The 14622-nt window shown below is 52.7% G+C and carries 14 protein-coding genes, 3 pseudogenes and 1 riboswitch; of the genes and pseudogenes, 9 read left to right on the top strand and 8 right to left on the bottom strand.

Going from position 1 to position 14622, the window contains the following annotated elements; translation table 11 throughout:
• Positions 1 to 64 precede the first annotated feature (64 nt).
• The 4 genes from BLQ41_RS21590 to BLQ41_RS21575 all read left to right on the top strand — a co-directional run bounded on the left by BLQ41_RS21590 (position 65) and on the right by BLQ41_RS21575 (position 4132).
• A complete protein-coding gene (locus BLQ41_RS21590; RefSeq protein ID WP_090184050.1) occupies positions 65 to 871 on the top strand; it encodes an ABC transporter substrate-binding protein in 807 nt (268 codons plus the stop codon).
• A gap of 12 nt (positions 872 to 883) precedes the next feature.
• Entirely contained in the window at positions 884 to 1657 is a 774-nt protein-coding gene (locus tag BLQ41_RS21585; RefSeq protein ID WP_090184047.1) for an amino acid ABC transporter permease, read from the top strand.
• Between the two features lie 2 nt (positions 1658 to 1659).
• Positions 1660 to 2439: an amino acid ABC transporter ATP-binding protein gene (locus tag BLQ41_RS21580; RefSeq protein ID WP_056739793.1), complete on the top strand. Its 780-nt coding sequence runs from the start codon at positions 1660 to 1662 to the stop codon at positions 2437 to 2439.
• An 82-nt stretch (positions 2440 to 2521) separates the two neighbouring features.
• Complete coding sequence (locus BLQ41_RS21575; protein ID WP_090184042.1) at positions 2522 to 4132, top strand: gamma-glutamyltransferase family protein; 1611 nt, start codon at positions 2522 to 2524, stop codon at positions 4130 to 4132.
• Between the two features lie 127 nt (positions 4133 to 4259).
• Here the strand turns inward: BLQ41_RS21575 and BLQ41_RS21570 are convergent, their stop codons facing one another.
• The 5 genes from BLQ41_RS21570 to tnpA form a co-directional block, all read right to left on the bottom strand.
• Positions 4260 to 4496 (bottom strand): hypothetical protein, encoded by a 237-nt coding sequence (locus BLQ41_RS21570; protein ID WP_090184040.1) that lies wholly within the window; start codon positions 4494 to 4496, stop codon positions 4260 to 4262.
• Positions 4497 to 4746: 250 nt separating this feature from the next.
• Complete coding sequence (locus BLQ41_RS21565) at positions 4747 to 5112, bottom strand: NIPSNAP family protein (protein WP_090184037.1); 366 nt, start codon at positions 5110 to 5112, stop codon at positions 4747 to 4749.
• 54 nt (positions 5113 to 5166) lie between these two features.
• Positions 5167 to 6696 carry an IS66 family transposase gene (gene tnpC / locus BLQ41_RS21560; RefSeq protein ID WP_090184035.1) on the bottom strand — a complete coding sequence of 510 codons (1530 nt, stop codon included), beginning with the start codon at positions 6694 to 6696 and terminating at the stop codon, positions 5167 to 5169.
• An 83-nt stretch (positions 6697 to 6779) separates the two neighbouring features.
• Positions 6780 to 7115: an IS66 family insertion sequence element accessory protein TnpB gene (tnpB, locus tag BLQ41_RS31020; RefSeq protein ID WP_157695036.1), complete on the bottom strand. Its 336-nt coding sequence runs from the start codon at positions 7113 to 7115 to the stop codon at positions 6780 to 6782.
• Positions 7112 to 7444 carry an IS66-like element accessory protein TnpA gene (tnpA, locus tag BLQ41_RS30550; RefSeq protein WP_157695035.1) on the bottom strand — a complete coding sequence of 111 codons (333 nt, stop codon included), beginning with the start codon at positions 7442 to 7444 and terminating at the stop codon, positions 7112 to 7114. The genes tnpB and tnpA overlap by 4 nt, the downstream gene beginning before the upstream one ends.
• Before the next feature lie 172 nt (positions 7445 to 7616).
• On the opposite strand from tnpA, the gene BLQ41_RS21545 reads away from it, so the two are divergent.
• Complete coding sequence (locus BLQ41_RS21545; protein WP_090184031.1) at positions 7617 to 8441, top strand: alpha/beta fold hydrolase; 825 nt, start codon at positions 7617 to 7619, stop codon at positions 8439 to 8441.
• A gap of 32 nt (positions 8442 to 8473) precedes the next feature.
• Here BLQ41_RS21545 and BLQ41_RS30545 read toward each other — a convergent pair.
• Positions 8474 to 8605 (bottom strand): annotated as a pseudogene (locus BLQ41_RS30545) (DUF1206 domain-containing protein); the annotation flags it as partial.
• A 91-nt stretch (positions 8606 to 8696) separates the two neighbouring features.
• A riboswitch (Fluoride riboswitch) is annotated at positions 8697 to 8758 on the top strand.
• A 142-nt stretch (positions 8759 to 8900) separates the two neighbouring features.
• Between BLQ41_RS30545 and crcB the strand changes: the two are divergent.
• Together crcB and BLQ41_RS21535 are read left to right on the top strand one after the other, a co-directional pair.
• The gene (gene crcB, locus BLQ41_RS21540; protein WP_090184027.1) at positions 8901 to 9284 is read left to right on the top strand and encodes a fluoride efflux transporter CrcB; all 384 of its coding nucleotides are present in this window, start codon (positions 8901 to 8903) and stop codon (positions 9282 to 9284) included.
• A gap of 10 nt (positions 9285 to 9294) precedes the next feature.
• Positions 9295 to 9633, top strand: coding sequence for a DUF190 domain-containing protein (locus BLQ41_RS21535; RefSeq protein WP_090184024.1), 339 nt, complete (start codon positions 9295 to 9297; stop codon positions 9631 to 9633).
• A gap of 20 nt (positions 9634 to 9653) precedes the next feature.
• Here BLQ41_RS21535 and BLQ41_RS21530 read toward each other — a convergent pair.
• Positions 9654 to 10147 (bottom strand): annotated as a pseudogene (locus tag BLQ41_RS21530) (NAD-dependent dehydratase); the annotation flags it as partial.
• A gap of 799 nt (positions 10148 to 10946) precedes the next feature.
• Between BLQ41_RS21530 and BLQ41_RS21525 the strand changes: the two are divergent.
• Positions 10947 to 12569 carry a methyl-accepting chemotaxis protein gene (locus BLQ41_RS21525; RefSeq protein ID WP_090184022.1) on the top strand — a complete coding sequence of 541 codons (1623 nt, stop codon included), beginning with the start codon at positions 10947 to 10949 and terminating at the stop codon, positions 12567 to 12569.
• Between the two features lie 61 nt (positions 12570 to 12630).
• Complete coding sequence (locus BLQ41_RS21520; RefSeq protein WP_090188729.1) at positions 12631 to 13857, top strand: HD-GYP domain-containing protein; 1227 nt, start codon at positions 12631 to 12633, stop codon at positions 13855 to 13857.
• Positions 13858 to 13972: 115 nt separating this feature from the next.
• On the opposite strand, the pseudogene BLQ41_RS31015 reads toward BLQ41_RS21520, so the two are convergent.
• Positions 13973 to 14127: pseudogene (locus BLQ41_RS31015) on the bottom strand (NAD(P)-dependent alcohol dehydrogenase); the annotation flags it as partial.
• Positions 14128 to 14622 lie beyond the last annotated feature (495 nt).

The following is a 14622-nucleotide window of genomic DNA, read 5'->3' as shown; positions in this document are numbered from 1 at the left end:
TTAAACCCGACAGTGTTTTGACTTTGAGTACTGCCCCGTTATCCAACAACCGGAGTATCTCGTCATGCATAAACGCCATATGTTACTCGCCGCTATCTCCCTCGGACTCTGTACACAGTGGGCGGTTGCTACGCCACAAGTGCCGGAGCGACTGCAAAAGGCTGACAAACTCACGTATTGCTCGGGCATGGATTCGCCGCCCCTGGTGTCTTTCGATGAGGCGCAAAAACCCAGGGGCCTGACAGTCGACCTGGGGCTGGAAATTGCCAAACGACTGGGAGACAAACCGGTGCAATGGCGGGTCATTCCGTTCTCCGGGTTGCTGCCAGCACTGCTTGCCCAACAGTGCGACATGATCGTGGATCAGCTGTTCGACAAACCCGAACGGCGGGAGGTGATCGACATCGTCAACTACATGTATTCCAGCCAGTCAGTGGTCGTTCCCAAAGGCAATCCCAAGGGCATCAAAACCCTGGATGGAATGTCCGGGCACAAGGTGGCAGTGCTCAATGGCTCGACGATCAAAACCTTGCTGGACGCCGAGAACGAGAAGCTGACCAAGGCTGGCAAGACCCCAATGAAGCTGGTGGTCTACAACACTGACACCGACGCCTTTCAAGCGCTGCGCATCAGTCAGGTAGATGCCTACGGCACCACCGTGGAAACCGCCGGTTACTACGCCGCCATGGCGCCCGATCTGTTCGAGGAAGGGGTGCCCGCCTTCAGCCGGATACTCACCGGTTTAGGCATTCGCAAGGATGATCCGCAGCTCACCGCAGCGGTACAACAGATCATCAGTGACATGCGCAGCGACGGCAGTTACGTGCAGTTGCTGAGCAAATGGCATGTTCCCAGCGACACACTCGACTGAGGCGAACACTCGATGAATTTCAATTGGGATGTGTTCTGGCAATACTTGTTGCAGCCCAGCGGGGTGTACCTCACCGGACTTTGGCTGACTTGCCTGATCAGTGTGCTGGCAATGGCGTTGGGCTGCGTGCTGGGTCTGGCAGCGGCGCTGCTGCGTCTGTCGCACAACCCGTTGCTCAACCTGCCAGTGCGGTTTTATGTATGGCTGATGCGCGGCACGCCGCTATTGGTGCAGATCGTTTTTCTCTATACCGCATTGGCGGCCGGCGGGATCTTCCGATTCGAGGACGTGACGCTGTTGGGTTTGGTGGTGCCGGGCAATATCCAGGCAGCGATCATCGCCTTGGGCCTGAACGAGGGCGCCTACATGGCCGAGATCATTCGTGCCGGGATCGGTGCCGTTGACAGGGGGCAGTACGAAGCGGGGCGTTCGCTGGGCATGACCTTCGCCAAACTGATGCGGCGTATCGTTCTGCCCCAGGCGTTCCGGGTCATCGTTCCGCCGTTGGGCAACGAATTCAACGTGATGCTCAAGAACACGACACTGGTCAGCGTGATTGGCGTGCAGGAGTTATTGCTCAGTACACAAATGGTCACGTCGGCGACATTCCGGGTATTCGAACTGTACCTGGTGGTGGCGATTTATTTCCTGCTGCTGACCACCCTCTGGGGCTTCTTCCAACGTTGGCTGGAAGCGCGTTTCGGACAGTCCGATCGACCCGCACCGCCAGCGGCTGGTAGTCGCATGTTCGGCCGCGGCACGCTGAAATTGCTGAGGGGGCGTTAAGCATGGCGCATAAAAGTGAAGAACTGATCATCGAGGCGCTGGACATTCATAAGTCCTTCGGCGACCTGGAGATTCTCAAGGGGATTTCCTTGCAGGTGCGGCGTGGTGAAGTCGTGGTGTTGATCGGTGCCTCGGGTTCGGGCAAGACCACCTTCATTCGCTGCATCAATCTGCTGGAGGACATTCAAGGCGGGCGCATTCGCGTCAACGGCCGAGCCATGGGTTATCGCGAGCGCGCCGACGGCAGCCTGGTGCGCGACTCCGAACGCAACATCGCTCGCCAGCGTCGGGACATTGGGATGGTCTTTCAACGTTTCAATCTGTTCCCTCACATGACCGCGCTGGAAAACATCATTGAGGCACCGATCCAGGTGCTCGGCGTGCCTCGCGCTGAAGCGTTGGAACAAGCGCGTGCCTTGCTCGCGCGGGTCGGTCTGGCGGACAAGGCCATGCATTACCCGTCGATGTTGTCCGGTGGGCAGCAGCAGCGCGTGGCAATCGCCCGGGCGCTGGCGATGAAACCTCAAGCCATGCTGTTCGACGAGCCCACGAGTGCCCTCGATCCGGAAACCGTCGGCGAGGTGCTGCAGGTGATGAAACAGTTGGCCGATGACGGCATGACGATGGTAGTGGTCACCCATGAAATGGGGTTTGCCCGAGAAGTCGCCGACCGCGTGGTGGTCCTCGATCAGGGCGAATTGATCGAGCAGGGGCCACCGGAGCAGATCTTCAGTCGACCGACACACCCACGAACCCAGGCCTTTCTCAGCCGCGTGCTGTGACCTTCTCAGTCGGGGCTTTTTTCACCCGGCATGGAACCGGACACCTGCTGCCAATGAATCCTTGTTTGGAAGAGCTTTTGCCATGTTGAAATTTTCCGCCCACGAATATCCCTATCCGTCGCAACGTCAGAGTGTGTTTGCCCGGCGTGGCATGGTCGCGGCCTCACAGCCTCTGGCCGCCGAAGCCGGTATCGAAATCATGCGCAATGGTGGCAATGCCATTGATGCCGCGATCGCCACGGCGGCAGCGCTGACGGTGGTTGAACCTACCGGCTGCGGCTTGGGCGGCGACGCCTTTGCTCTGGTCTGGAGCAAAGGCCAATTGCATGGGCTGAACGGCAATGGCCAGGCGCCGGCAGCGCTGACAATCGATGCGGTCAAGGCGGGCGGTCACGAGCAGATGCCGCTGTATGGCTGGACGCCGGTGACGGTGCCCGGTTGCCCGTCGGCCTGGGCGGAGCTCTCCAAACGGTTCGGCAAGCTGCCCTTTGCCGAGTTGCTGCAGCCCGCGATCAGTCTGGCCAGGGATGGCTTTCCACTGTCTCCGGTGGTCGCTCGACAATGGCAGACTGCTCTGGATGAATTCAGCCCCCATCGAGACCCAGTGCTCGACGCTTGGTTCGACACGTTCCTGATCGATGGCCGTGCACCCAAGGCCGGTGAAATATTCCGCAACCCGGCGCAAGCCCGAACGCTGCAAGAGCTGGCTGACACCGAGGGTGAAAGCTTCTATCGCGGCGCATTGGCTAAGCGGCTGGATGCCCATTCCCGCGCCACCGGCGGTTACCTGCGCGCCAGTGACCTGCAAGACTATCGCGCCCAATGGGTGGACCCGATCAGCATCAACTATCGTGGCTACGATGTGTGGGAAATCCCCCCAAGCGGGCAAGGATTAGTCGCCCTGATGACCCTGAAAATCCTTGAGGGCTTTGACTTCGATCACCGCGACAGCCAGCAGACCTGGCATCGTCAACTGGAAGCCATGAAGCTGGCTTACAGCGACGGCCTGCATTACATCACCGATCCACTGCACATGCGTGTGGCGGTGGCTGATCTTCTCAGCGATGCCTACAGCCGCCAACGTCGCGAACAGATCACTGATCAGGCGCGAGAACCTAATCCCGGTGATCCCCATGCCAGCGGCACGGTTTACCTGGCCACGGCGGATGAGGAGGGCAACATGGTGTCTTTCATCCAGAGCAACTACCACGGCTTCGGTTCCGGCGTGGTACTGCCAGACAGCGGCATCGCCTTGCAGAACCGCGGACAGGAGTTCAGTCTCGATCCTGACCACGCCAACTGCCTGGCACCGGGCAAAAAAACCTTTCACACCATCATTCCCGGTTTCATCAGTCAAGGCGACGCGCCGGTGGGACCGTTCGGCGTCATGGGCGGCTACATGCAGCCCCAAGGCCATGTGCAGATGGTCATGAACCTGGTGGATTTTGGTCTTAACCCACAAGCCGCGCTGGACGCCCCTCGGTGGCAATGGCTTGGAGAAATGAAGGTCGGCATTGAGCAGGGAGCGTCTCGGGATCTGGCGGCTTCGCTGGCGCGGCGCGGACACCGGATTCAGGTCGATTGCGACCTGATCAACTATGGGCGAGGGCAGATCATCATTCGGGACCCGGACACCGGTGTGCTGTGCGGTGGTACTGAGCCGCGAGCCGATTCCCATATTGCTGTGTGGTAACACATTTCTCGACTACTTCAGCGAGCGCAGCTTCGTCACGGTGCTCCACTGGCGAATGCAAGAGCTGCTGCGCGGCAGTTGCCGAGGATTCAAACCATAGAGAAACAGGGATCCGCTTCACTCTTGTTTACTGGTCTTTCAGGTTCTTCTTAAACCCGCGAAGGTTCATGAGGCACAGGCAAATCTGCAAGAGAATGAGCGCGTAGGCTTCAGCGTACGAACCCCAAATCACCCACAGCACATTGCTCAAAATGAAGCATACAAAGCCAGTCATTCGTCTCGACGGCTGTTGAGACCCGATCAACCATGCAGCAAGCACAGTGACAAGCATCGCCGGCCATTGAACCCAATCCAGATAAGTCAAAATCCCCTCCCATTAAGATGTGTTGTGACAACCACCGATATCAAAGACCAGCCTTCACAAAGTTTTAGATTGGCTTCGTTGGCCGACAACGCTTCCATGACTTGGGTTGTCTCGGTCATATGCATTTCCTGGCTCTCGAATCAAAGGGGGGCAACCGTTAGGCGCCGAGCAAGGATAGGGGGTAAGCGTCCGGCTAACACACCTTCCTGATCCCAGCGTTTAAGACTACGGGGTCTGTCTTTGCCGATGGCTACGCTGATTGAGCATCGGCTTTAGATAGATCTACGGAAGCTCTGATTGCATCAATTACGTCTTGAGTGAACGCCATAACTGTCGTTGTACTGACTTCAATCCGACTGATAATGTCTGCTCGCGGGCCCAGTTTCCAGGCAGCGCTTGCATAAAAAATATCTTGAGATGCTAGGCGATGGCTCTCGCTTTCATAAGAGCGAATCAGGTGATAGCTGTCACAATCATGTAATGAGCCGCCATAAGAAACGACATCTATGCCAGCTTCTATGTGAAGCGGAACACTTACATTCTGCATTATTCGATGAAAATCCAATCCCGATCCTGGCTTTAAGGTGTACATCAGGATTTCAATAATTCTAGTCATTCCAAGTCTTCCATGTGGAGTTTCAACGTGAGCATCCATATATCCCAGCTTACGTTATTTGGCGGGAGTCCAGTTATGCGGCAGCAGCTCGGTAATCTCACTCGCCCGCTGCGTCGGCAGGCGCGCTAGAACGTCCTTCAGGTAAGCATACGGATCATGCCCGTTGAGCCGTGCCGACTGGATCAAACTCATGATCGCAGCTGCGCGTTTACCACTGCGTAACGAACCTGCAAACAGCCAGTTTGAGCGCCCAAGTGCCCACGGTCGGATTTGGTTCTCGCACCAATTATTATCAATGGGCACAGCGCTGTCATCGAGATAGCGCGTCAGCGCTATCCAGCGTTTGAGGCTGTAATCCAAGGCCTTGGCGATGGCCGAGCCCTCGGGAACGAGCTGCCTTTGGGCCGTCATCCAGGTATGAAGTGCGTTGAGGATTGGCGCTGCTTTTTCTCGTCGTATTCGCTGCCGGTCACCTGGCTCCACTTCCCTAACTTCGCGTTCGACTTCGTACAACGCCGCGATGTAGTGCAGTGCTTTTTCGGCGATCAGGCTCTTGTTAGTCGCGTGCAAATCGAAGAACTTGCGGCGCGCATGAGCCATGCAGCCGATCTCCGTAACGCCCAGTTCGAAGCCTGCCTTGTAGCCAGCGAAGTCATCGCAGACCAGCTTGCCGTTCCATTTGCCGAGGAAGGCTCGGGCATGTTCGCCTGCGCGGCTCGGGCTGAAGTCGTAAACGACCGCCGCCAGGTCTGAGAACTGGCTGGTGGCATAGGCCCAGACATAGGCACGATGAGTTTTCTTCGCGCCAGGCGTCAGCATTTGCACCGGCGTTTCGTCAGCCTGAACGACGCCGTGCGTCAGCACGGCTTCGCGCAGCGCATCAACCAGCGGCTGTAATTGCACGCCGCAGTTGCCCACCCACTGCGCCAAGGTCGAACGGGCGATGGGCAGCCCAGCGCGGCCGAAGATTTTCTCTTGGCGATACAGCGGCAGATGGTCGGCGAACTTGGCCACCATGATGTGGGCCAGCAGGCCCGCTGTAGGGATGCCTTTGTCGATGACATGCGGCGGTACCGGCGCCTGTATCAGCGTTTCGCACTGTTCGCAGGCCCACTTTCCACGGATGTGGCGCTCGACGGTGAACACGCCGGGCGTGTAGTCGAGCTTTTCGCTGGCATCTTCGCCGATGCGCTTGAGGGCGCAGCCGCACTGGCAGTGGCTGTTGTCCGGTTCGTGATGGATCAGCGTGCGAGGAAACTGCGGTGGCAGCTGCGCGCGCTTGGGTTGCTGGCGCACTTTGGCTTCGACAGGTGCCGGTTGCAGCGCCTCAAGTTCGGCTTCGATAGCGGCGATATCCGTATCGATCAAGTCGTCGAGCAGGCTGGCTTGATCCGGGTTCAACTGCTCGCTGCGCTTGGCAAACTTGAAGCGTTTGAGCAGCGCGATCTCGTGGGCCAGTTTCTCGTTGACCGACTTGTGATGAGTGATTTGCTTGTCCATCGTCTCGACGCGCTGGATCAACTGCGCCGCCAAGGCACGCAGTTGTTCAGGGTTTAAATGATCGAGATTGGGATGCGAAGGCATGCCGCAGATTCTGCCAGAGAGGGCTGGTGGCGACGATAGACTGATGGGCCAATTGCACTGGCAAGCGCGCCATGGCAGACGAGTTAGAGCACCGTGATGGCTCCTCCGGAACCGACGCGTTGCCAAGGCAAACCGAGAACCAAAGCCTGAAGTTGCTCGGCATCCAACTCGACTTCAGAGCCGTGTCGCACGCCTGGCCAAATGAAGCGTCCTTGATTCAAGCGCCGGGCGGCAAGCCAAATCCCCACACCGTCATGCACCAACACTTTCATACGATTGGCGCGGCGGTTGGCGAACAGATATGCACAATGCGGCTTCGCCGCACCGAACACCGCGACAACTCGTGCGAGCGCGGTTTCAGTGCCGGCACGCATGTCCATGGGCTCGGTGGCGAGCCAGATGGTGTCGATGCGAATCATCGCAGCAGGTCTCGCAGGAAAGCGGAGCATGCCGCTGCATTTTCTGCCGGCCAACTCACCACGACTACGCCTTTTGAATGAGGCACTTCGATTCGAATCGTGGCCGGAAGAACTTGAGGTGCCGCTGTCGAAGGCAATGGCTTGACCGGAATAAAGGCAGTTTGCAGTGCCAGATTTTTCTGCGCATGCACCCGAATCCATTTATGGACGAGGTTGGCATTGAGATTGTGGGTCAAAGCGACATTGGCAATTGAGGTGTCAGGCTGGGCGCACTCGGCAATGACCTGAGCCTTGAAGGACTTGGAATAGGAACGGCGTTCTTGTGGCATGGGCGTCCGCTTAAAAAAGGCTAAAAATGGTGTCCACTTAAATTTAGGTGGACACCATCGCCTCAAGCGACGGTGTCAGGAAGGTGTGTTGCCCGGACGGTTACGATAGGGGTTCCTTTATTAGTGTCTTATCGACCGTTGCTATCTCAGCCACGTGCAGCAAGGGAAAACGATGACAACGCGCAAACTGACCATTAAAGACTTGCAGTTGAACGTTTCGATCAGTGGTCAAGGTTCGCCCCTGCTCCTGCTCAATGGCTTGGGTGGCTTGATCCGTACCTTCGATTCGCTGCGCGAAGAACTTGGGGACTTCATGACCATTACGTTGGACATGCCAGGAGTCGGCAAATCGCAAATGCCCCGCTGGCCGATGCGTCTGCCGCGCCATGCCGACTTGATCGCCGAGATGCTGAAGCAGTTGGGAGTCGACCAAGTCGATGTGTTCGGCGTGAGTTGGGGCGGTGCATTGGCGCAAGAATTTGCCCTGCGTCACCCGAGCATGGTGCGCCGGCTGATCCTCGCGGCGACCTCCGCCGGCCCGGTGGTGCTAGTGAAGCCCGCCGACATCTTGGAGTTTTTTGGTAGAAGCAAAAGTGCCAAGTCCCGCAAGCAGGAGGGATCCCGCAATTCAATCCAGGCGCTGCTGCGTTTTGGAGTAGTGAAAGGCATGCTCTCCGTTAATCCGCGAACCTACTACTATCAGCTCGCTGCCTTGGTCGGCTGGACAAGCCTGCTGCGGCTGTTCCGTCTGCGCCAACGCACGCTGATCCTCACTGGCGACCGCGACACCTTGGTACAGATGTACAACGCGCATATCCTGCGCCGCACCATCCGCCGTGCCGAAGTGCACGTCCTGGAGGGTGAGGGGCATTTTTTCGTAGTCACCAGTGCCCAGCGAACTGCCGAACTGATACGAGAATTCCTCTGCCAGCAGCACGATGATGAAGAACCGGCGCCGATGATTGCCAGCGGCAGGCCAAGGCCACGCCTGCTCTAATCCGGGAAGTTGGCCGCCAATATTGCTGCACCCTAGGGTCTCGATACTCCTGGTACATCCATATTTATCTTGCGCCAGAAAGCTTCAGAGAAACTGTAAGCCGAGAAGGCAATCAGCCCCAAGGCCATCACCATCAAAATCAGCCACCCAGCTGGTAGATTCTGACGTAGTGCCAGTCAGTACAACTGAACGGCATTACCTTCGGTGGAATTCGTGTTCTTAGTATCTTGAATATCCAGCCGTCGCTGCTATAGGATGAAATCAGGAGATGGCATTCCTCCTTTAACCGCCTTTGTGCTGATGATGCCTACGTGAACCCTGGACAGGGTGCGTAGGTGTGTCTCCCTGTCCTCCAATTTAGGACAGGATCGTGACCTCTATTCTCATATCAGCTCCCTCACTCCGCGTGCGGTTATCAGCACCTCCTCGGCACTACTTGCCCAGAGGAGACTTGCATCCATGCTGAAATCACTTCTAGTTATCGGCGTCGGCGCATCCCTCGGTGCTTGGTTGCGCTGGATCTTGGGCATGAAGCTCAACGCGCTGTTCCCTACGATTCCCCCAGGCACTGTGGTCGCCAATATGGTCGGGGGCTACATTATTGGCCTCGCCATAGCATTTTTGGCCGCATCTCCCTCGCTAAGCCCTGAGTGGCGTCTGCTAATCATCACGGGGTTCTGTGGGGGGCTGACCACCTTTTCCACTTTTTCAGCTGAAACAGTTGCCCTGATTCAGGAAGGCAGACTGCTGTGGGCGCTCGGCTCGGTTTCATTGCATGTCGTAGGTTCGTTGGCGATGACGGCTGCCGGGCTTCTGTCCTATCAAATGATTGGCACACGCTGAGGAGATGAACATGAAAGGTTATCTAGTAATTTTCTTTACCCAGCAGAACCGTCGTTATCAGGGAAAGATGTTGGGCGAATGGATCGTCGACGTGGCTAAAGAGATGGGGTTGCGCGGTGCGACCCTCTGCACAGGAATTGAAGGATTTGGGCACACAGGGAAATTGCACTCATCGCACTTTTTTGAGCTGGCGGATCAGCCGACGGAAATTCGAATGGCTATTACCGAGGACGAATCCGAGAGGTTATTCAAGCGATTGGAAGCTGAAGAAATCTCTGTGTTCTACATAAAAACTCCTGTCGAGATGGGCACCGTCGGCAAAAAGGCCAATCCCCCGAATCCTTCCTGACTCCTTGGAGATAAGACGGCCTATGGGATCAAGTTCATATCGCGCAGTTTATCGAACACATCGAAAAATGCTTGATCGCTCGCTTGGTAGGCGGTGTAACCCATAACCCGGCTCTTTGACATATCCGTGACAACTTCGATTGGTCGACCGAGGTCAGCGTCGGTGTGCCACGGGAGATCAGGCGCCCGATATCGGATTCTTTCAAGCCGTGTTCCGCTACGATTTGCGACCAGGCAACTTGATCGTCAGCCATTTGCTTTTCAAGTGGCGAGAGGGTGGCGGGGTAATCGGCCGGAGGCAAGCCGAAATATTCGGCGATTCTGCTCCACATCCATTTCCAACGGAATATATCGCCATTGGTGACATTGAATGCTTGATTGGCCGCAGCCGGTGTGGTGGCTGCCCACATTTGTTGTTTCGCCAGCTGACGCGCGTCGGTCATATCGGTGAGGCTGTCCCGCTGCATCCTTGATCAGGGAAACACAAAAGGGCGACCGGTTTGTTTGCAAACGGCATTCCTAGAATTTTTTTTGAGGTGACAGATTAGCCTTCAGAGATTCGCATTGCTAACCAAAGATAAATTGAAAAAGCTGAAGATTGAGTAGATTTAAGTGTTTTACATAAAAAACCATTAGATATCGGCTCGTTTAGCAAAAATGCAAGCTAATCAAGCCCTTGTTTAGCCCCGGCATCTTCGCGCGAAGGTCGATTCAGCTCAGTTTGGATACTAATCGATTGCCAGAAATCTTAGCTCACGAGCAGTGCGCCAACTTCTCGCGCCAGCCTGGGTGGAAAGCACAGCGCGATTAACCTGAACCTCAGCGTGTTAGCCTCTATTTTGCTGGCTTTAGTTGACCTCAATGCGTTTGTATTGACGTCCGTGACAAATTTTTTGGCCAAGCAGTTAAATGACCTGACTACCGAATTTGCACGAGAATGTCCGGGACAAATGTGAGACAAAATAAATCCATCGAATTAATTAGTATTTGTTTTCGAGAAAATAAAGTTAATTTCAATAACCTAATCAGCTATTTAGCGCAGTTTGAGCATAAATTAGTGAGCAGGCTGTGAGTGTTTGATCGGATCCAATGACTTATGCATGCTACGCTGCGTTTGTGCGTTGCTAAACTGAAATTTTCCGATGTACTGATTACCATTGAAACCAGGAGGTTAACAAATCATGGCGTCTTAGTATCAGAGACGCGTGTGTGTGGAGTTTAATTTTATGTTTTTTTAGATTTTTCAGCCTCTTGCGTGGCTACAACGCCATTACTCTCTCTGCTAGCAAAATAATTTAATTCTATAGGCTTTTTATGAAAACAAGAAATATTACCATTGCTACTAGGGCAACGTTAAGTTTTGGCATTATTTGTCTGCTTCTCATCATCTTGAGTATTACCGTTTCATATAAGCTAAATGATCTCCATACATCGGCTTCTGAACTTCAACACGATTGGCTGCCTAGTGTAAAACAGGCCGGCAAGATAGAAATTGCAGCGATGCGTTGCCGCCTGGATGCTAGGCGCTTCGTTATGGACAATGATAGGCAGAGTGAAGCTTCAATAAGTGAAATGAACGCGATGAGAAAAGACTTGGCCGAGGCTACTAAATCTTACGCGCCATATGTATCAAGTCCAAAAGAAAAAGAAATTTATGATCGAGTTGTAGCCAATGTTGCCGCGTTTCAAGCCAAAAATGATGAGCTTTTGCCTTTGAGCAAAACAAGCTCTGAAGAGGCGCTAGCATTGTTTATTAGAGATAATTCTAAGCCGCCAGCGGTGGTACTTCAGTCCTCTATAGAAGAGTTGATTGCTCTCAATGAGCTAGGTGCAGATCATTCAGGACTGGTCGCCGATGAAGGTTTCAAAAGTGGCATGACGATCACCATAGTGCTGAGTGTTATGGCTTTGTTTGTTACACTATTGGTGGCGTTAGTGTTTACCAGAAGTATCACTGTTCCCGTTCTATCTCTCTTGGGTGTGACGCGTAAAATTGCAGACGGGGACTTGCGCACTCAAGTGGTAGTTACTGGGGCGGACGAAATTACCGCTCTGCAACATGCAACATCAGCCATGCTGTCCAACCTAAAAAGCACAATTCAACATATATCTGACTCTTCTGGTCAGCTTGCTTCAGCTGCCGAAGAGATGAGTTCCATAACCAAAGAATCCAATGAAGGTATTCAGCGCCAGACCATGGAAACTGAGCAAGCCGCCACTGCAGTTAACGAGATGACAGCCGCTGTTGAGGAAGTCGCCCGTAATGCTGTCTCTGCCTCGCAATCCACTCAAGCATCTGAGTACTCTGCCCAGACAGGTAAAGAGCGAGTCGGGCAAGCCATAACATCGCTTGAAAAGCTTAGTTCTACTGTTGGACGAACTGGTGTGGAGGTCAAAGGCCTGGCTAATCAAGCACAAAATATTGCTAGTGTTCTCGATGTGATTCATTCAATCGCCGATCAAACCAATCTTTTGGCTCTAAACGCGGCAATTGAAGCGGCGCGCGCAGGAGAACAAGGTCGGGGGTTCGCAGTGGTAGCCGATGAAGTCAGAGCTTTGGCACATCGCACCCAGGCTTCTACTCATCAAATCGCGCAGATGATAGAAGATATACAAAAGGGATCATCGATGGCTGTGCAATCGATGAAGCAAAGTAGCGAGGAGGCTGAGTCCACACTGTTGATTGCTCATGAGGCAGGTATCGCTTTACAGCAAATTACAGTCGCAATTTCTGATATTAATGAACGTAACCTGATGATAGCCACTGCATCCGAAGAGCAGGCGCAAGTTGCCAGATCCGTAGATGAAAATCTTGTGAGTATTCGGGATTTATCTATACAAAGTTCAGCAGCTGCACATCAAACATCCGAAGCAAGCCACGAATTGTCGAAGCTTGCTATTGATTTAAATAAACTGGTTGCTCGGTTCTCGATTTAGAACGGATGAGCTAGAAGGCGTTAACTAACTTCTTATAGCGCAATAAGAAATGGAGGCTTTCTTGCTGAAATATATCGCGGTGTCTGAACTACGTTTAGGTATGTATATACACGAGTTTTGTGGCTCCGGTATAGAGCATCCTCTTTGGAAAAATGGATTCTTTCTACAGGATCTGCATGATCTGCAACGAATCTATGATTCGAAAGTTCTTGATCTCTGGATAAATATAAGCAGAGGTGTCGATATAGAATCTCGTTCGGTTGATGAGCCGCCTCCTTTTGCAGCTCCTCAGTCGGCTCTAGATCAAAAGGCAAAAGTTGTTACTTATTTTGATCAGGAGGTCTCTCTCGCGTTAAAGCTATGCGCTAGATCTAAGGCCGCTGTTGAAAAGATGTTCAATGATTTGCGTATGGGACGGGTTACTGAAAATCCCCAGGTCACTGAGTTGGTAGGCGAAATTTTCGATTCTGTTTCAAGGCATCCAGATGCCCTGATAAGTTTAGCTAGATTAAAGACTTCTGACGAGTACACCTACATGCACTCTGTTGCTGTATGTGCGCTGATGATTGCTCTAGCTCGTGAGATGAATTTATCTCCCGATTTGGTTCGTGAAGCAGGCCTTGCTGGACTTATGCACGATGTTGGTAAATCTATGATACCCATCGCGATCCTGAACAAACCCGGGAAGCTATTAGACGGAGAATTCGAGACTATGCGTAGGCACCCTGTGGCAGGCGCGCATATGTTGCAAGGAAACCCCCACTTCACCCCACAGGTGCTAGATGTTTGTCTTCACCATCACGAAAGATTCGATGGAAGTGGTTATCCGCATAAGCTGGTTGGATCGCAAATTAGCTTGCTTGCAAGAATGGGGGCTATCTGTGATGTCTACGACGCCGTGACTTCTGATAGACCCTATAAAAAAGCGTGGGGGCCCGCAGATTCGATCCACCGAATGGCAGAATGGCAAGGGCATTTCGATTCGAATATTTTTCATGCATTCGTCAGATGCGTTGGAATTTACCCGGTCGGATCACTTGTTCGTCTTGAAAGCGGAAGGATAGGCGTTGTATCGGAGCAAAACAAAAATGCCCTTTTGACGCCTAAGGTAATTGTTTTTTTCTCTACTCTGTCCAAGAAGTCCATTCCTCAGGCTATTGTTGATCTTGCAATATTGGTCGGGCAAGACCGTATTGTCCGCCGCGAAAGTCCTGAACGTTGGAAGTTTAAGGACATAGACCAACTATGGTCAGGCCTATCATCCGTTAAAAAATCTCACTTTGATTAAGTAGAGATTTTGTTGTTGAAGGGTAGGGTTTTCCTAATGTGTAGTGTTATTGATGCTATAAATGGGCTTGGTCGGATTGCAGAGTGATCGGCTATGTTTTTCTGATGTTGGTAGAAGGGCGGATCGCGTGTTCGTTCAGGAATTTGTTCATCCGATCCAACGACGAAGGGGCACGACTACGATGCCACGGATAGTTGTTTGGCGGAAAATCAACGGCATTAAGCTCACCATAGTGGTCTGACCAGTCAGAAACTCGATTTGCGCAATTTTTGTTGTGCCAGGATTGACTGGTTCAATACATCAGTAACTATATTTAATTGAGAAGCAAGCCTAATTGCTAGTTTTGTAGGCCGTTGGCTGAAGATTTGAAAAAACCGCCAGGTTGAAAAAGACGCAGTTGGATTGGCAATAAGTGTTAGTCGGCTGGCTTGTTCGATCAAATCATCGATAATTTAGTTAGCAAGCTTTGAAAGCATTTAAGACTATTGGATCCATGATTTTGAAAAAAATTATAATTGGTAATCGCTTTCTTAGACTAAAGTCTCATGCGTTGAATAAAACATAAAAATCATGGAGTTAGAGTTTTTTTTATTTTTATTTTTGATTTTCTGCGTAAATAAAAATGTCCCTATCATGTATTTCTTACATTTTCTTTGTGGTCGTGATATCAAAGTACCACTAGATGTTTCTGTCGAGATAAATCAGTCAAGACAGGAGGAGCGAGAATCATTGCTACAAGCAAAAGTCTAGTATTAGCATTTTCCT

Origin of the sequence: Pseudomonas arsenicoxydans, from assembly GCF_900103875.1 — a bacterium.
In the GTDB taxonomy this organism is placed as follows: Bacteria; Pseudomonadota; Gammaproteobacteria; order Pseudomonadales; family Pseudomonadaceae; genus Aquipseudomonas; species Aquipseudomonas arsenicoxydans.
The sequence above is the reverse complement of the archived record's forward strand: the minus strand, read 5'-3'. Positions and strand labels throughout refer to the sequence as shown.

Coding starts and splice junctions, on each gene's coding strand:
- BLQ41_RS21590 (WP_090184050.1), top strand. CDS start 65: ATGCATAAACGCCATATGTTACTCGCCGCTATCTCCCTCGGACTCTGT.
- BLQ41_RS21585 (WP_090184047.1), top strand. CDS start 884: ATGAATTTCAATTGGGATGTGTTCTGGCAATACTTGTTGCAGCCCAGC.
- BLQ41_RS21580 (WP_056739793.1), top strand. CDS start 1,660: ATGGCGCATAAAAGTGAAGAACTGATCATCGAGGCGCTGGACATTCAT.
- BLQ41_RS21575 (WP_090184042.1), top strand. CDS start 2,522: ATGTTGAAATTTTCCGCCCACGAATATCCCTATCCGTCGCAACGTCAG.
- BLQ41_RS21565 (WP_090184037.1), bottom strand. CDS start 5,112: ATGACTAGAATTATTGAAATCCTGATGTACACCTTAAAGCCAGGATCG.
- tnpC (WP_090184035.1), bottom strand. CDS start 6,696: ATGCCTTCGCATCCCAATCTCGATCATTTAAACCCTGAACAACTGCGT.
- tnpB (WP_157695036.1), bottom strand. CDS start 7,115: ATGATTCGCATCGACACCATCTGGCTCGCCACCGAGCCCATGGACATG.
- tnpA (WP_157695035.1), bottom strand. CDS start 7,444: ATGCCACAAGAACGCCGTTCCTATTCCAAGTCCTTCAAGGCTCAGGTC.
- BLQ41_RS21545 (WP_090184031.1), top strand. CDS start 7,617: ATGACAACGCGCAAACTGACCATTAAAGACTTGCAGTTGAACGTTTCG.
- crcB (WP_090184027.1), top strand. CDS start 8,901: ATGCTGAAATCACTTCTAGTTATCGGCGTCGGCGCATCCCTCGGTGCT.
- BLQ41_RS21535 (WP_090184024.1), top strand. CDS start 9,295: ATGAAAGGTTATCTAGTAATTTTCTTTACCCAGCAGAACCGTCGTTAT.
- BLQ41_RS21525 (WP_090184022.1), top strand. CDS start 10,947: ATGAAAACAAGAAATATTACCATTGCTACTAGGGCAACGTTAAGTTTT.